Annotated in this window: 14 protein-coding genes and 2 pseudogenes; 9 read left to right on the forward strand and 7 right to left on the reverse strand. The window is 32.3% G+C overall.

Features of this window, described 5'->3' with window-relative positions; translation table 11 throughout:
* Nucleotides 1–2 precede the first annotated feature (2 nt).
* From P5P90_RS10210 to P5P90_RS10230, 5 genes and pseudogenes are all read left to right on the forward strand, one after another.
* Nucleotides 3–937, forward strand: a pseudogene (locus tag P5P90_RS10210) (tryptophan 2,3-dioxygenase family protein).
* Nucleotides 938–970: 33 nt separating this feature from the next.
* Nucleotides 971–2,203, forward strand: coding sequence for a peptidoglycan DD-metalloendopeptidase family protein (locus P5P90_RS10215; RefSeq protein ID WP_278034593.1), 1,233 nt, complete (start codon nt 971–973; stop codon nt 2,201–2,203).
* Nucleotides 2,204–2,377: 174 nt separating this feature from the next.
* Nucleotides 2,378–4,021: a glucose-6-phosphate isomerase gene (gene pgi, locus P5P90_RS10220; RefSeq protein WP_278034594.1), complete on the forward strand. Its 1,644-nt coding sequence runs from the start codon at nt 2,378–2,380 to the stop codon at nt 4,019–4,021.
* Nucleotides 4,022–4,171: 150 nt separating this feature from the next.
* Nucleotides 4,172–4,597 (forward strand): hypothetical protein, encoded by a 426-nt coding sequence (locus P5P90_RS10225; RefSeq protein WP_278034595.1) that lies wholly within the window; start codon nt 4,172–4,174, stop codon nt 4,595–4,597.
* A gap of 83 nt (nt 4,598–4,680) precedes the next feature.
* A complete protein-coding gene (locus tag P5P90_RS10230) occupies nt 4,681–5,184 on the forward strand; it encodes a septal ring lytic transglycosylase RlpA family protein (RefSeq protein WP_278034596.1) in 504 nt (167 codons plus the stop codon).
* Nucleotide 5,185: 1 nt separating this feature from the next.
* Here P5P90_RS10230 and P5P90_RS10235 read toward each other — a convergent pair whose 3' ends face one another.
* On the reverse strand, nt 5,186–5,653 hold the full coding sequence (locus P5P90_RS10235) for a CYTH domain-containing protein (RefSeq protein ID WP_278034597.1): 468 nt from the start codon (nt 5,651–5,653) through the stop codon (nt 5,186–5,188).
* Between the two features lie 233 nt (nt 5,654–5,886).
* On the opposite strand from P5P90_RS10235, the gene P5P90_RS10240 reads away from it, so the two are divergent.
* Together P5P90_RS10240 and dinB are read left to right on the forward strand one after the other, a co-directional pair.
* The gene (locus tag P5P90_RS10240) at nt 5,887–7,971 is read left to right on the forward strand and encodes a recombinase (protein ID WP_278034598.1); all 2,085 of its coding nucleotides are present in this window, start codon (nt 5,887–5,889) and stop codon (nt 7,969–7,971) included.
* Between the two features lie 10 nt (nt 7,972–7,981).
* Nucleotides 7,982–9,066, forward strand: a pseudogene (gene dinB / locus P5P90_RS10245) (DNA polymerase IV).
* A 52-nt stretch (nt 9,067–9,118) separates the two neighbouring features.
* On the opposite strand, the gene P5P90_RS10250 reads toward dinB, so the two are convergent.
* From P5P90_RS10250 to P5P90_RS10275, 6 genes are all read right to left on the reverse strand, one after another.
* Nucleotides 9,119–9,886 (reverse strand): Bax inhibitor-1/YccA family protein, encoded by a 768-nt coding sequence (locus tag P5P90_RS10250; protein WP_278034599.1) that lies wholly within the window; start codon nt 9,884–9,886, stop codon nt 9,119–9,121.
* Nucleotides 9,887–10,072: 186 nt separating this feature from the next.
* Nucleotides 10,073–11,506: a pyruvate kinase gene (pyk, locus tag P5P90_RS10255; protein ID WP_278036513.1), complete on the reverse strand. Its 1,434-nt coding sequence runs from the start codon at nt 11,504–11,506 to the stop codon at nt 10,073–10,075.
* A gap of 8 nt (nt 11,507–11,514) precedes the next feature.
* A complete protein-coding gene (locus tag P5P90_RS10260) occupies nt 11,515–12,009 on the reverse strand; it encodes an IPExxxVDY family protein (RefSeq protein WP_278034600.1) in 495 nt (164 codons plus the stop codon).
* Between the two features lie 108 nt (nt 12,010–12,117).
* Nucleotides 12,118–12,861, reverse strand: coding sequence for a ribonuclease III (gene rnc, locus P5P90_RS10265; RefSeq protein ID WP_278034601.1), 744 nt, complete (start codon nt 12,859–12,861; stop codon nt 12,118–12,120).
* 9 nt (nt 12,862–12,870) lie between these two features.
* Nucleotides 12,871–14,124: a beta-ketoacyl-ACP synthase II gene (fabF, locus tag P5P90_RS10270; RefSeq protein WP_278034602.1), complete on the reverse strand. Its 1,254-nt coding sequence runs from the start codon at nt 14,122–14,124 to the stop codon at nt 12,871–12,873.
* Between the two features lie 171 nt (nt 14,125–14,295).
* Nucleotides 14,296–14,532: an acyl carrier protein gene (locus tag P5P90_RS10275; protein WP_007137004.1), complete on the reverse strand. Its 237-nt coding sequence runs from the start codon at nt 14,530–14,532 to the stop codon at nt 14,296–14,298.
* 175 nt (nt 14,533–14,707) lie between these two features.
* Between P5P90_RS10275 and purN the strand changes: the two genes are divergently transcribed.
* Nucleotides 14,708–15,277 carry a phosphoribosylglycinamide formyltransferase gene (gene purN, locus P5P90_RS10280; protein ID WP_278034603.1) on the forward strand — a complete coding sequence of 190 codons (570 nt, stop codon included), beginning with the start codon at nt 14,708–14,710 and terminating at the stop codon, nt 15,275–15,277.
* Between the two features lie 2 nt (nt 15,278–15,279).
* Nucleotides 15,280–15,759: a ribonuclease HI gene (rnhA, locus tag P5P90_RS10285; protein ID WP_278034604.1), complete on the forward strand. Its 480-nt coding sequence runs from the start codon at nt 15,280–15,282 to the stop codon at nt 15,757–15,759.
* Nucleotides 15,760–15,785 lie beyond the last annotated feature (26 nt).

Raw genomic sequence — 15,785 nt, forward strand, 5'->3', positions numbered from 1 at the left:
TAATGAATATTAACGAGAATACACTAAGTATTTTAAAGGAAATAGAACAAAAATACGATTCCATCAATCTAAAAACAGATACGCAATTAGAAGGATTGTTGTGGTCTAAACCTACTACTTATTGGGATTATATTCAAACAGACGCGTTGTTGAATTTACAAGTTCAAAAAACAACACTTCCCGATGAAATGGTTTTTATTCTCTATCATCAAGTAAATGAATTAATATTCAAAATGATACTTTGGGAGATGAATCAAATTTCTTCCATGGTTACTATTCAAGTTGATTTTTTTACCGACCGATTATCACGTATAAGTCGCTATTTTGATATGCTTTCTACTTCATTTACTATCATGGAAAATGGTATGGATGTAGATCAGTATATGAAATTTAGAAATACACTTACTCCAGCTAGTGGATTTCAAAGTGCTCAATATCGTTTAATAGAATTTTGCGCTACTGATTTAGTTAATTTGATAGATAATCGTTTTATAGCTAGTTACAATGATACTATTTCTAATGAAGAAGCGTTTGAAGTTTTGTATTGGCAAGCAGCTGGTAAAGATTATCAAACAGGAAAAAAGACGTATACTTTAGAAGCATTTGAAAAAAATACAAAACGGTATTTTTAGAATATATGGAAGCCTGTAAATTAGTTAATATTTGGCAAAAATATAAACAATTACCAGTTGAAGATCAAGAGTCAACTGCTTTGAAGGAAGCTATGAGGCATTTAGATTATACGGTTAACATAACTTGGGTTATGAAACATCTAAATGTAGCCATAAAGTATATTGATCAAAGTGGTATGGGTGACGGTGAAGCAACCGGAGGTAGTGATTGGAGAAAATATATGCATCCAAAATATCAAAAAAGAATATTTTTTCCAGAATTATGGTCTGAGATTGAATTAGAAAATTGGGGTCAAGAACAATAAAGTTTTATGTAGAATTGAATAAATTGAAAAAGTTTGAAATACGTTTTAACATTTATAATTGCACTAACACTAGTAGTATCTTGTAAAAATTCGGATAAGGAAACGGAAGCTAAAAATTTGGTTAAGAAATCAGCTCCAGAAAAAGACAAGTCTGATTTTGGGTTTAATTTTTCCGATTTTAATGTTGTTCAGGATACTGTTAGAAAAGGAGATACTTTTGGAATAATTATAAATAAACAAAATATTGGAGAGCGAAAAATTCATGAAATTGTAAGTAGTATTAAAGATACTTTTGATGTGCGATCCATTAGGCCTAATAAAGCCTTTACAATGTTGCGTTCTAAGGATAAAACCAATAAACTTCAGGTTTTTGTTTACCAACCAAATGATTTAATGTATTATGTTTTTGATCTTCGTGATTCACTAGTCGTTGCTCATAAAAAAGTGAGGCCAGTTAGCTATAAACGAAGAGTAATAACTGGAGTCTTAAAAGGATCTTTGTCTGAGACGTTATCTAATGCAGGAGTTGAAGCTAATTTAGCTAATCAAATTACAAAAATATACTCATGGTCTATCGACTTTTTTAAATTAAAAAAAGGAGACCGTTTTGGAATTGCTTTTAATGAACGTTACATTAACGATACGGTATATAACGGTGTTAGTAATATTGAGGCGGCCTTTTTTGAATACAAAGGAAAAATTATGTATGCTTTCCCTTTTGTTCAAAATGAATCATCTGGAAAAGTTGAATACTATGACGAAGAAGGGAAAACAATGAAAAACTTTTTCTTGAAATCGCCTATTAAGTTTAGCCGAATTACATCAAGATTTTCCATGAATAGATTTCATCCGGTACAACATCGTTGGAAAGCTCATAAAGGAACAGATTATGCTGCGCCTAGAGGAACGCCTATTATGACAACTGCTTCTGGTGTTGTTGAAAAAACGGGTTATACAGCAGGAAATGGAAATTTTGTAAAAGTAAAACACAACGGTACCTATGCAACCCAATATTTACACATGTCTAAGATTTTAGTTAGACGTGGTCAGAGAGTCAATCAAGGTGATGTCATTGGAAGAGTAGGGAGTACAGGTTTAGCATCAGGACCACACGTTTGTTATCGTTTTTGGAAAAATGGGGTGCAAGTAGATGCTTTAAAATTAAAATTGCCTACTGGGACTCCAATGGAAGGAAGAAATAAAGCTCGATTTATGAAAATGATGGAACCTTTAAAACGTGAATTAGATAGTATAGGAAACCTCTAATCGAATCTATTGAAGTTGAAAATTTAAAGGAGAAAGAGTTGGGTATTCAATTCTTTCTCCTAATTTTTTATAAAAATAATTTACAGATGTGTTATATAGTTGTAAAGCACTCGATAAATACAACTAATTTGAGTATTTTTACGGCCATCTAAAAAACTAAAAAACAAAAAATAAATGGCTTTAAGTACTTTAAACCCAAAACAAACTGCTTCATGGAAGAAGCTGGAACAACATTTTGAAAAATTGCAAAATGTTACGATGCAAGAAATGTTTAAAGAAGATGCAACAAGAGCAGAGAAATTTAGTATTCTTTGGAATGAATTTTTGATCGATTATTCTAAAAATATCATTAATCAAGAAACAATGAATTTGTTACTTGAATTAGTAAACGAAATGGGTCTTAAAGATGGGATTCAAGAATATTTTGAGGGAGGAATTATCAATCAAACAGAGGGAAGAGCAGTTTTGCACACTGCTTTACGTGCCAAAGAATCGGCTGTGATTAATGTAAATGGAGTGAATGTAGTTCCTGAAGTTTATGAAGTTAAAAACAAGATTAAAACTTTTACAAACGAAATTACTTCAGGTGTAAAAACAGGATATACAGGTAAAGCTTTTACCGATGTTGTGAACATAGGTATTGGTGGTTCAGATTTAGGACCAGCAATGGTGGTAGAAGCATTGAAATATTATAAAAACGACTTGGATGTTCATTTTGTGTCTAATGTTGATGGAGATCATGTTCAAGAAGTAATAAAAAAATTAAATCCAGAAACAACTCTTTTTGTTATCGTTTCTAAAACATTTACAACTCAGGAAACTTTGAGTAATTCTGAGACTATTAAAAAATGGTTTTTACAATCGGCTAAGCAACAAGATATAGCCAAACATTTTGTGGCTGTTTCTACAAATTTGCAAAAAGTAACAGAATTTGGTATCAATCCTGATAATGTGTTTCCAATGTGGGATTGGGTTGGTGGACGTTTTTCACTTTGGAGTGCCGTTGGATTGTCAATTAGTTTAGCGGTTGGATTTGATAATTTCGAATCTCTATTAAATGGGGCTAACGAAATGGACGAACATTTCAAAACTGCTGATTTTGATGAAAATATACCAGTTGTCTTGGCTTTATTAAGTGTTTGGTATAACAATTTCTTTGGAGCCGAAAGTGAAGCCTTGATTCCGTATACCCAATACTTGCAAAAATTAGCACCTTACTTGCAACAAGGAACAATGGAGAGCAATGGTAAAAGTGTAGGTCGTGATGGTAAAGCAGTAGATTATCAAACAGGAACAATTATTTGGGGAGAGCCTGGAACCAATGCTCAACACGCCTTTTTTCAATTAATTCACCAAGGGACAAAGCTAATTCCTACTGATTTTATTGGTTATGTTCAGCCTTTGTATGGAGATAACAATCATCATGATAAATTAATGTCTAACTTTTTTGCGCAAACAGAAGCTTTGTTAAACGGAAAAGAGGAAGCAAAAGTTCAAGCTGAATTTGATAAACAAGGCTTATCAGCAGAGGCTGCTCAATTTTTATTGCCATTTAAAGTGTTTTCAGGTAATAAACCAACAAATACTTTCTTGATTCAAAAATTAACTCCAAAATCTCTTGGTTCATTAATTTCATTATATGAACATAAGATTTTTGTACAAGGATTTATCTGGAATATTTTCAGTTATGATCAATGGGGAGTTGAATTAGGAAAACAATTAGCCAATTCGATTTTAGATGAAATTAATTCGAATGATGTGAAAAATCATGACAGTTCAACTACTTCTTTATTACGTCATTTTTTAAGAAATAAATAACATATCATTGTTTTTGTTGTAAGTATTTGATTTTCAATACTTATTTTTAAAAACGATAAATTGCATTAGTAAAAACCTCATTAGCTTTTAGTTATATGAGGTTTTTTTCATCCCTTTTTGTTTATATTTGTTAAAAAAACATTCAAAAACATGTACGCATTTATTCAAAAGTTTCATTCTGGTTGGGCTTATTTAGCACTTTTATTATTAGTAATTGCAGTAGTCAATGCTTTAATTGGTTTCACTTCTACGAAAGAGTTTACGGCTAAAGATAGAAAGATTGCAATTTTTGGATTAATTGGAACTCATACACAATTATTAATTGGTTTGATTTTATATTTTGTTTCTCCTCTAGGACTTGATTCATTTGGGCAAATGTCAGATAAAATGTTGCGTTTAACTTCATTAGAGCATCCGTTAATCAATTTAATTGCGATTACTTTGATTACAATTGGATGGTCAAAACATAAAAAATTAACGACAAGCAAATCAAAATTTAAAACTTTTTCTATTTTTTACGGATTAGGATTAGTGCTTATACTAAGTAGGATCCCATGGTCGTTATGGTTTAAATAAAACTTAAAAAAAGTCCTGAAAAGGGCTTTTTTTATCGAGGTATAGTTTTTGTTTTAAATAAGATTCGAACTAAAAAGGTTAATATGAAAAAATCAATTACACTATTTTTTTTATTTCTTTCGGTTGTTTTGGTTAATGCTCAATCATCAAAATCAACGCTGCAAAAGTCTCCTGTGAAAAAAAATATAGAAGCAAAAGATACAGTAGATAAAAAAATCTCTTTTAATTTAAAAAAAGGAATCCTTAAGGATACAATTTCATCAATTGAACCGCCACGTAAATTAAAATTGTATAAAAAAAGTGTACATGCTTCTTATTATGCAGATAAATTTAATGGAAAACGTACCACCAGTGGTGTGAGATTTAGCAACAGCGGTTATACGGCAGCGCACAAGAAATTTCCTTTCGGGACTAAATTGAAAATTACCAATGAATCCAATGGTAAGTCAGTGATTGTTGAGGTTATTGACAGAGGACCTTTTGTAAGATCAAGAGAAATTGATTTGACAAAAAGAGCTTTCATGGAAATTGCAACTAATAAAGGAACGGGTTCAATGATCGTAACTATTGAAGAAATTGTAGATTAATTTACCAACTTTTAAAAGGATTTTTGCTTAAATACGAATTATAATAACGCTTGTCATTAGTTACTTCTTCACCTAACCAAGTAGGTCTTTCAAAATTTTCATCTTCCGATTGCAATTCAATCTCCGCCATTTCAAGACCTTCATTTTCGCCGTAAAACTCATCTATTTCAAAAACATGAGATCCTGATTTTACTTCAAAACGAGTTTTGTCAATAACTCCTTTTTCGCATAACAATAATAATTTTTCGGCTTCATCAACAGGAATCTCTTTTTCCCATTCAAAACGCGATATACCTGAAGTATTTGAAATTCCTTTTACCGTAATATAGGCCTTATCTTCTTTTATTCGGATTCGAACACTGCGTTCAGGATTTGAACTCAAATAGCCTTGAATAATTCTTTTTTTAGAAAAGGCTTCTTTTTTGTAAGCGTCAGAATTGACTAAAAATTTTCGTTCTATTTCTATCATTTTGACCGTTTTTAGTGTTGTTTTCTAAATTCTTTTTTTGGGGTAAGAAATCTGGTGTAAAGATACTTTTTTTCTATTCCTATGTATTTTATATACATAAATTAAAGTACTGTTATTGTCTCCTTTTCTTTTTAAAGTAGATTATAAAACAGCTTTCGGTGTTTTTTTTATGATATAGTTAGAGCTTTTTCAAGGGGTGATTTGTATTTTTACAGGAATTGAATTGATAAATTATGCCGCTTTTTAAAGTAAAGAATAAACCATCGTTACAGGAGTTGTTAACTGATTTTTTCGATAGAAGTCAGTTATGGCTTGAGGAAAAAGACAATTTGGAGCCTTTAATTGAATTGGTTCAATTGATTCGTCCTTTGAAGATTAGAAATTTACAAATAGTAGATTTGGAGCCTCTTATTACTCTGTTAAAGGATAATCCGTCTTATAGAGATGCTTTTTCTTTCTATTTGAAAGATATTCTTGAAGACAGGAAGTTTAATAAAATTTTTTCGGATGCGGCTATTTTACAAGATGTAGATTTTGTATTCGAAGTTAGAAAAAGAATTATCGCCAAATTTTTACCTTATCAACCTGAGAAGGAAACTTTAGAATATGTTTTAAATCAGGTGTTTTATCTGGCTAATGATGGGGTTTGGATTGATAAAATTCCTTTACATCAGTTGCATGAATTGTATGATCTCTTTGGGTTTACTTCCATGTATGAAAGTGTTACACTAAATTCGGCTTTATCAGAGGTGTTAACAGCTATGCACTTAATCACTCAGCGCATTAGTGGTCGTGCAATGGAGACGGATGTAATTAAGATGGTTCCAGAATTTGATGGTTTAGAAAGTCCTTTTTCGGCATTTGAAAAAGAATTGTTTTTAATCGAAGATCAAATCAAAAATTTAGAAAAGCATTATGTTGATTCTGATGATTTGTCTTTTGCTCAATTAATTGTTTTACTCAAACAATGTGAAGAGTTTGTAGAAAAAGCTTTTCGTAATAGTTCAAAATATGGAATTTCCCTTCGTGTAAATCAAAATTTATTAAAAATTAAGCAGCAATTAGAAAGGCTTAAGTTTCTAATTTCATTGTTAAAAGTAGAGAAGGAAGAAGATAAAAAAATCAATGGAATTTTAATGGGCTTACAGTTAATTAAGTTCAATTGTTATAAAAACAATGTGCGGCAGTTTATAGCCGAAAGCATTCAGTTGATTTCTTATGAAATTACCCAGCATACAGCTAAAACAGGCGAAAAATATATTACAGAGAATCGTAATGAATATTTCAAAATGTTTTGGAATGCCTCAGGTGGCGGAATAATTGTTGGTTTTTTGTGTATTATCAAAATTTTACTTTCTAAAGTCGATACAAGTATTTTTGGTCATGCTTTCTTGTATAGTATGAATTATGCATTAGGTTTCATCGCTATTTATTTAATGGGCTATACATTAGCAACAAAACAACCAGCTATGACAGCTTCTGCATTAATCAAAGCTTTAGAGGAAGGAATGTCTAAACAGGGGAATAATACGCAAAAATATAATGCATTTGCAATTCTTTTTGCTCGGGTTTTTAGGTCTCAATTTATAGCATTTATAGGGAATGTAATTTTGGCATTTCCAGTTTCTTTATTAGGGATTTGGCTTATTGATTATTCATTAGGTTATAATATTGCTTCCAGTAAATGGCAAACCCTCTTAAGTGATTTGAGTCCTGTACATTCATTAGCTATTTTTCATGCGGCAATTGCAGGACTGTTTTTGTTTTTATCGGGAATTATTTCTGGAAGTGTAGCGAATAGGGATAAACACAATCAGGTTTATTTTAGAATTGCGGAACATCCTTTGTTGAAAAAGAGTTTTGGAAAGAAAAGAACGCTGAAATTTTCTGCTTTGTATGAGAAAAAATGGGCAGGCATTGTTTCTAATTTTTGGTTTGGTGTTTTTATGGGTAGTACTTCTGCTTTGGGACTTTTTTTCGGATTAAATCTTGATATTAGACATATTACTTTTGCTAGTGGTAATTTAGCATTGGCATTGTATGGCGCCAATTATCAGGTTAGTGATACCATGTTGTTTTGGGGGATTTTTGGAATTGGAGTTATAGGATTGGTTAATTTTATGGTTAGTTTCACTTTGTCTTTAGGGTTAGCATTTCGCTCTAGAGCAATACCTCTATCAGAACTTCGTTTTATTTCATCTTCCATTTGGAGTCATTTTAAATCCAGACCTTTTAGTTTCTTTTTTCCAATGGAGCAAAAAGTAAAAACAGAAGTTATTGAAAATTATTTGCAAACAAAGAAAGATACAAGCCATTGATTTTTTTAAGATGCAAGAATTTAATCCCAACAGAAAAATAATACATATCGATATGGATGCTTTTTTTGCTTCGGTGGAGCAAATGGATAATCCAGAATTGAGAGGGAAACCTATTGCTGTTGGTGGTTCAGAAAACAGGGGTGTAGTTGCTGCGGCAAGTTATGAAGCTAGAAAATTTGGTGTTCGAAGTGCTATAAGTGGAAGTTTAGCAAAAGAAATTGTCCGGAATTAATTTTTGTAAGACCAAGATTTGAACGGTATAAAGAAATTTCGAATCAAATTCATAAAATTTTCAGAGAATATACTGATTTAGTTGAACCTCTTTCTTTAGATGAAGCCTATTTAGACGTAACTCAAAATAAGAAAGGGAATCCAAGCGCTAGTTTATTAGCTCAAGAAATTAGAAATCGCATCTATAATGAAGTTGGTTTAACTGCCTCGGCGGGTATTTCTATTAATAAATTTGTCGCAAAAATAGCCAGTGATTATAATAAACCTAATGGTCAAAAAACAGTAACTCCTGAGGAAATAATTCCTTTTTTAGAAGCTTTACCTATTCGAAAATTTTATGGAGTAGGCAAAGTGACTACCGAGAAAATGTATCAACTAGGGATTTTTACGGGATTAGAATTGAAAAGTAAATCATTAGAGTTTCTTGAGAAACATTTTGGAAAATCAGGACAATACTATTACAATGTAGTTAGGGGTATTCATAATAGCGAAGTTAAACCGACTCGTATTGCCAAATCTGTAGCCGCAGAGCATACTTTTGATGTTAATTTGTCTTCGGAGGTATTTATGTTGGAGCAATTAGAACTCATTGCTAATAGTTTAGAAAGAAGACTCAAAAAGCACAATGTTTCAGGTAAGACTGTAACATTAAAAATAAAGTATAGTGATTTTACACAGCAAACTCGAAGTAAAACGTTGCCTTATTTTATTGCTGACAAAGGGTTAATTCTGGAAATAGTAAAAGAGTTGTTGTATCAAGAACGAATGAAAGATTCGGTTAGATTACTGGGGATCTCAATGAGTAATTTAAATACGGAAGTCAAGAAAGCAGTAGTAGCTGTGCAATTGAAATTTAATTTCTAAAAAAAGAAAACCCTTCTGAGAAAGAAGGGTTTGTAATGATATAGGAGGTCAATTAATCTCTACTTGATAGTTTTGATAATAATCTCAAGAATTCGATATACAGCCATACTAATGTAATCATTAATCCCATGGCTCCAAACCATTCCATGTATTTTGGCATTCTTTGTTGTACTCCTTCTTCGATTCGGTCAAAGTCTAAGAATAAGTTTAATGCAGCAATCACGATTACAAAAACACTAATACCAATACTCCATAACGAATTTCCGTAGTGCACAGGTTGGTAACTTGTAAATAAAGAAAAAAGCCAAGAGATAAGGTAATAAGTAGCAATCGCCAAAGTAGCTGCTACTACCACTGATTTAAATTGTTCTGTAACTTTGATAATTCGGTATTTATACAATCCTAAGCACACAGCAAACGTTACGAATGTAGCTCCTACAGCTTGAATTACAATACCTGGATACTTTGCTTCAAAAATAGCTGAAATTCCGCCAATAAATAAACCTTCAAATAATGCGTATCCTGGAGCTAGATATCCTGAATATTGTGGTTTGAAAGCGGAAATAATAACTAATACAAAACCAACAATTGCACCACCAATAGCAGGAAGAATAGGGTTCATGCCATTAAATGTTAGCCACCAAATTACCATTGCAGATGCAGTTAATAACAAGAACAGTAAAATGGTTTTGTTTATGGTTCCTGATAATGACATTTCTTGATCATAACCAATAACGGTTGCTTCGTGAATTTGCTCAGCTCTCGAAGTAGGTGAGAAGCTTTTATTGTTTAAAAATGGGTTTCTAGATTTAAAATTCATACTGTATTCATTTTATGTTAGTCAAATATAAAAGATATTTTCTTAGGTCATTGTTTAAATCTTCTTAATTTTCTTAAAGAATTTAGCTTGTTTTTATTAATGAGATAGATTGAAAGTTGTTTTACAAAAAAACCCGTCTTGTTTTGGATGACAAGACGGGTTTATATTATTAGAATAGTCGAAAAATTAGCTAATTTCAGAAACTCTCAAAGTGTTAACCATTCCTTTATCTTTAATAGGCATAGAAGCAAGGTTTATAATGTAATCACCAGCTTGAACGTGTCCTTTTTCTTTAGCGATAGAGTTGATTTCGGTTACTGTTGTATCTGTACTTTCTTCTTTATCGTAAAAATAAGTTCTAACTCCCCATAGCAAACTTAATTGTGTAAGGATTCTTTTGTTTGAAGTAAATACTAAAATTTCAGCAGTTGTAGGTCTACAAGCTGATAACTGGAATCCAGTATAACCACTGTTAGTCATTGTAGAAATGGCTTTAGCTTCGATTGAGTTAGCCATAACCGCTGCATGACGACAAATTGTTTTTGTAATAAAACGATTCGTTTTAATTTGTGGCGTATTTTGAGGAACTTGGATAAGTGGAGAGTTTTCAACTGCTTCACAAATTTGAGTCATTTTTTGGATTACTTGTACTGGGTAGTTTCCAGTTGCAGTTTCTCCAGAAAGCATTACAGCATCTGCACCATCCATTACTGAGTTCGCTACGTCATTTACTTCAGCTCTAGTAGGAGTTAAACTAGTAATCATTGTCTCCATCATTTGTGTAGCAACGATAACAGGAATTCTAGCTGTTTTTGCTCTGCGGATTAAGTCTTTTTGTACTAATGGAACTTCGTGCGCTGGTAATTCAACACCTAGGTCACCACGAGCAACCATTAAAGCATCACAATACGCTACAATTTTATCCATGTTTTCTAATGCTTCTGGCATTTCGATTTTGGCAACAATTGGAATTTTGTATTTTGAATGTTCAGCAATTAAGTCTTGTAAGTCTTGTAAATCACGTGGTGTTTTTACGAAAGAAAGCGCAATCCAGTCTACTTTTTGCTCAATTGCAAAAATAGCATCAGCAATATCTTTTTCTGTCAAAGCAGGAAGAGAGATTTTAGTATTAGGAAGGTTTACCCCTTTTTTAGATTTTAATTCACCACCTTGAATAACTTTGGCAACAACTTCTGTGTTTTTATCTGTTGAAACGATTTCGAAAATTAATTTTCCATCATCTAATAAGATTCTTTCTCCTGGATTAACATCGTTAGGAAAGTTTTTATATTTCATGAAAACTCTTTCGGCTGTTCCAATAATGTCTTCAGCTGTAGTAAAAGTGATTAGGTCTCCATCATTAACAACCACACCGTCGTTCATTACTCCAACACGAAGTTTAGGTCCTTGTAAATCAGCTAAAATTGCTGTAGTGTATCCAAATTCTTCATTAAGACTTCTGATGATTTCAATTCTGTTTTTTACATCATTGTAATCAGCATGAGAAAAGTTAATTCTAAACACATTTACACCTGCTTCAACCATATCTTTAATGGTTTCTCTTGTGCTGCAAGCAGGCCCAAGGGTAGCCACAATTTTAGTTTTCTTGTTTGTAGTAATCATTTGCATTAAAAAATTAGATTGTTTTTAGATTTTATTTGTTTTGTTTCAACAGTATATACCGTTGTTATGTTTTCTATAGTATTTAATATTGTCTTTATTTTGTTTATGTCAATGCTATCATCTGCGTTCTCAATTTTTAAAAAATAATCTGCTTTTTTAAATTCAGGTAAAAGGTATACTTTAGTAGTAATCCCTTCATTTGTATCTGAAAATAAATCTTGGGTAGAACCGTTATTTTTTTGTATTACTTCATTAATGTTTTCTACTAAGTTCCATCCCACAGTACTTTCTTCGTCATAAAAGTAAAACCTTGAAAATTTTGTTTCCCCTTCTTTAATATTGATATGAACTTCATCTGAGCTTTTAGCTAGATTTATGGGAAGTTTTTGATTGATAAAATATGCCAATCTATAATCCTCTAAAGAAGTGTGAATTGCAATAAGATTGTAATCAATTTCATCGAATTCATCAATACTTAATTTATGAACAGCCATCTTCATTAAAAATAAGGTTGTAAATATACTATTTCTCCCGAAGTTTAACTGTTTAAAAAATAATCATTTCGTTAAATTTAAAACGAAATCGATATAGCTAATGTGTATTTGTGTTTATTTTTTGTTCATTTTTTCTTGAAATGCAAAATAGGCTCTTTGAGAAGCTTTTTCTTCAGCTTTCTTTTTAGAGGTCGCTCTTGCTTTGGCAACTACTTTTTCATCGATGCTTAATTTTACCCCAAATAAACGTTGTCCATCTAGTGCATTGTCTTCAAAAATATCATAATGGAATTGTCTTTTTTCTTTTTGACACCATTCGATAATTAAACTTTTGTAGCTAATCACCTTACCTTCGAGTCTTGCGATATCAACATAAGGAAGAATTACTTTTTTTTGAATAAATTTTTCACAAAATGGATAACCTTTATCTAGGTAGATTGCTCCTATGAGCGATTCAAAGATGTTTCCGTGTATATTTTCACCAAAATGTTGTACTGGAACCTTGCTGTCCACAAATCGGATAAGATCTAAGTCTTTGCCTAATTCATTTAGGTGTTCTCTACTTACAATTTTAGAACGCATTTTCGTTAAATACCCTTCGTCGCCATGTGGTACTTCGTTAAATAAATGTGCTGCTATTACTGAACTAAGCATTGCGTCTCCTAAAAATTCCAGTCGCTCGTAGCTTATTGGGTTGCCGTTAGAATCGGTTTTTCCCGAAGAACGATGTGTAAATGCTTTGTGATAGTGATTTAATTCATTAGGAGCAAAGCCTAGAATTTTTTGAATAGCTTCAAAAAAAATCCCGTCTTCTTGAGGACGACGGGACTTTGTAAATATTTTTTTGAATATACTCATAGTATCAAATTAGAATCCTAATTTTTTTACTAATACACAAGCATTATGACCTCCAAAACCAAAAGTATTACTCATAACAACATTCATCTCTCTTTTTTGAGCAACGTTGAAAGTAAAGTTTAACTTTGGATCTATATGTTCATCATCAGTGAAATGATTAATTGTAGGAGGAACTATTCCGTGTTTGATAGAAAGAATGGCAGCAATAGTCTCAATAGCTCCGGCAGCACCTAGTAGGTGACCTGTCATAGATTTAGTTGAGTTTAAGTTCATTGTGTAGGCGTGTTCGCCAAAAACTTGCTCGATTGCTTTACTTTCTGCCATGTCTCCTAGAGGTGTTGAAGTACCGTGCATGTTAACTCCGTCAACATCTGTTGGTTTTAAACCAGCATCTCTTAAGCAGTTTAGCATAACATTTTTAGCACCTAAACCTTCTGGGTGTGGAGCAGTGATATGGTGTGCATCGGCAGACATACCTCCACCTCCAATTTCGCAGTAAATTTTAGCACCACGAGCTACTGCATGTTCGTATTCTTCAAGAATGATTGCTCCTGCACCTTCTCCTAGTACAAATCCATCTCTGTCTTTGTCCATTGGTCTAGAAGCTGTTTTTGGGTCCTCATTTCTTGTAGATAAAGCATGCATAGCGTTAAATCCACCCATACCAGCAATAGTCACTGCGGCTTCAGAACCTCCAGTTACCATTACATCGGCATGACCTAATCTAATATAGTTGAAAGCATCAATAATAGCGTTTGTAGAAGAAGCGCATGCGGAAACGGTTCCGAAATTTGGTCCTCTAAAACCATATTTAATTGAAATGTGTCCACAAGCAATATCTCCAATCATTTTTGGGATAAAGAAAGGGTTGAATCGAGGTGTTCCGTCACCTGCAGCATAATTAAGAACTTCAATTTGGAAAGTTTCCAGACCTCCAATACCTGATCCCCAAATTACTCCTGCACGATCTTTGTCAATTTTGTCTAAATCAAAATTTGCGTCTTTCATTGCTTCTTCAGAAGAAACCATGGCGTATTGAGCATAACGGTCCATTTTACGGGCTTCTTTTCGGTCGATAAATTCTTCAACGTTGAAGTTTTTAAGTTCGCAAGCAAATTGTGTTCTAAATTTTGAAGCATCAAAATAAGTTATTGGTGCAGCCCCGCTAACTCCGTTAATAAGGCCATTCCAATACTCTTCAATATTGTTTCCAATAGGAGTAAGTGCACCTAAACCTGTTACAACAACTCGTCTTAATACCATATATTCTGTATTTTGTTATCTTTAAACAAACAAAACCCACGCTTTCTTTTGTGTTTACTTAAGAGCCATGGGGTGCTGTATTATCTATGTAGATTGAAATTCAATCTGTATTTTTAATTTTTAAAAATAATAACACCCGACAACAGATTTATGTAATCGGGTGTACGTGTATTATTTTTTTGCTTCTTCGATATAAGAGATAGCTTGACCAACAGTAGCAATGTTTTCAGCTTGATCGTCTGGAATTTGGATGTCAAATTCTTTTTCGAATTCCATAATAAGCTCAACAGTGTCTAATGAGTCAGCTCCTAAATCATTAGTGAAGCTTGCTTCTGTTACAACTTCGTTTTCGTCAACGCCTAATTTGTCTACGATAATCGCTTTTACTCTTGATGCAATGTCTGACATAATCTTTAATTTTAGAATTTAATTTGGAGGCAAAAATAAAAAACTTTATTTTAAAACCACCATTAAGTTGATAAATGTAACATCTAAATTAGAAAATATTTTTGAACAAAGAGTTCTTAATGCCGTATTATTTGGTTTTTTATTCTTTTTTTGTGTCAAATTAACGTGATGAATTATGAAAAAAATAGTTGTTTTTGCTTCTGGATCTGGGACAAATGCTGAAAATATTATAAAATATTTTAAAGGAAGTGCAATTGGAGAGGTTGTAAGTGTTTTTACCAATAATGCAAATGCGAAGGTGATTGATAGAGCAAAAAATAATGCAGTGCCAGTAGAAATTTTTACAAAGACCGAACTTTATGAAAGTAATTTTGTACATAAAATTAACGCAATCAAGCCTGATTTAATTGTTTTAGCTGGTTTTTTGTTGAAATTTCCAGATGAATTAATCAGTGCTTACCCTGATAAGGTCATAAATATTCATCCAGCATTATTGCCTAAGTATGGTGGTAAAGGGATGTACGGTATGCATGTACATAGAGCTGTAGTGGAAAATAAAGAGAAAGAAACAGGTATTAGTATTCATTATGTAAATGAACATTATGATGAAGGTGCAATAATTTTTCAAAAATCAGTTACTGTTTTAGGGACTGACACCGCAGAAGTGGTTGCGGAAAAAATTCACGAACTAGAACAAAAATATTTTCCTAGTGTAATCGAGGATATACTTAAATCTAAATCGTAAAATTGGATTATCAAGTACACATATATACAGATGGGGCGGCCAAGGGAAATCCTGGTCCTGGAGGTTATGGGATTGTGATGGAATTAGTAGGTTCTTCTCATCGAAAAGAATTTTATGAGGGTTTTAGGTATACTACAAACAATAGAATGGAATTATTGGCTGTGATTGTAGGTCTTGAGAAATTAAAAAAGCCAAACATGAAGGTGTTAGTTGTTTCAGATTCTAAATATGTGGTTGATTCAGTTGTTAAAAAGTGGGTTTTAGGTTGGGAAAAAAAATCATTCGCTGGACGGAAAAATGCAGATTTGTGGAAGCGTTTTTTAGTTGTGTATAGAAAACATCTTGTTGATTTTAAATGGATAAAAGGTCATAATAGTCATCCTCAAAATGAACGTTGCGATGAACTGGCTGTTTTTGCATCTAGTCAGAAAAACTTATCCATTGATGCATTTTATGAAAAAGAAGAGGGGCGTATTTTGTGATAATTTTGTAGATTTTAACTTTTGCA

Source organism: Flavobacterium nitratireducens, assembly GCF_029625335.1.
GTDB classification, from domain to species: Bacteria; Bacteroidota; Bacteroidia; order Flavobacteriales; family Flavobacteriaceae; genus Flavobacterium; species Flavobacterium nitratireducens.

What these genes read in the sequence shown, in the direction of transcription:
- pgi (WP_278034594.1), top strand. Translation starts at nt 2,378, where the DNA reads ATGGCTTTAAGTACTTTAAACCCAAAACAAACTGCTTCATGGAAGAAG.
- P5P90_RS10225 (WP_278034595.1), top strand. Translation starts at nt 4,172, where the DNA reads ATGTACGCATTTATTCAAAAGTTTCATTCTGGTTGGGCTTATTTAGCA.
- P5P90_RS10230 (WP_278034596.1), top strand. Translation starts at nt 4,681, where the DNA reads ATGAAAAAATCAATTACACTATTTTTTTTATTTCTTTCGGTTGTTTTG.
- P5P90_RS10235 (WP_278034597.1), bottom strand. Translation starts at nt 5,653, where the DNA reads ATGATAGAAATAGAACGAAAATTTTTAGTCAATTCTGACGCTTACAAA.
- P5P90_RS10240 (WP_278034598.1), top strand. Translation starts at nt 5,887, where the DNA reads ATGCCGCTTTTTAAAGTAAAGAATAAACCATCGTTACAGGAGTTGTTA.
- P5P90_RS10250 (WP_278034599.1), bottom strand. Translation starts at nt 9,886, where the DNA reads ATGAATTTTAAATCTAGAAACCCATTTTTAAACAATAAAAGCTTCTCA.
- P5P90_RS10260 (WP_278034600.1), bottom strand. Translation starts at nt 12,009, where the DNA reads ATGAAGATGGCTGTTCATAAATTAAGTATTGATGAATTCGATGAAATT.
- rnc (WP_278034601.1), bottom strand. Translation starts at nt 12,861, where the DNA reads ATGAGTATATTCAAAAAAATATTTACAAAGTCCCGTCGTCCTCAAGAA.
- fabF (WP_278034602.1), bottom strand. Translation starts at nt 14,124, where the DNA reads ATGGTATTAAGACGAGTTGTTGTAACAGGTTTAGGTGCACTTACTCCT.
- P5P90_RS10275 (WP_007137004.1), bottom strand. Translation starts at nt 14,532, where the DNA reads ATGTCAGACATTGCATCAAGAGTAAAAGCGATTATCGTAGACAAATTA.
- purN (WP_278034603.1), top strand. Translation starts at nt 14,708, where the DNA reads ATGAAAAAAATAGTTGTTTTTGCTTCTGGATCTGGGACAAATGCTGAA.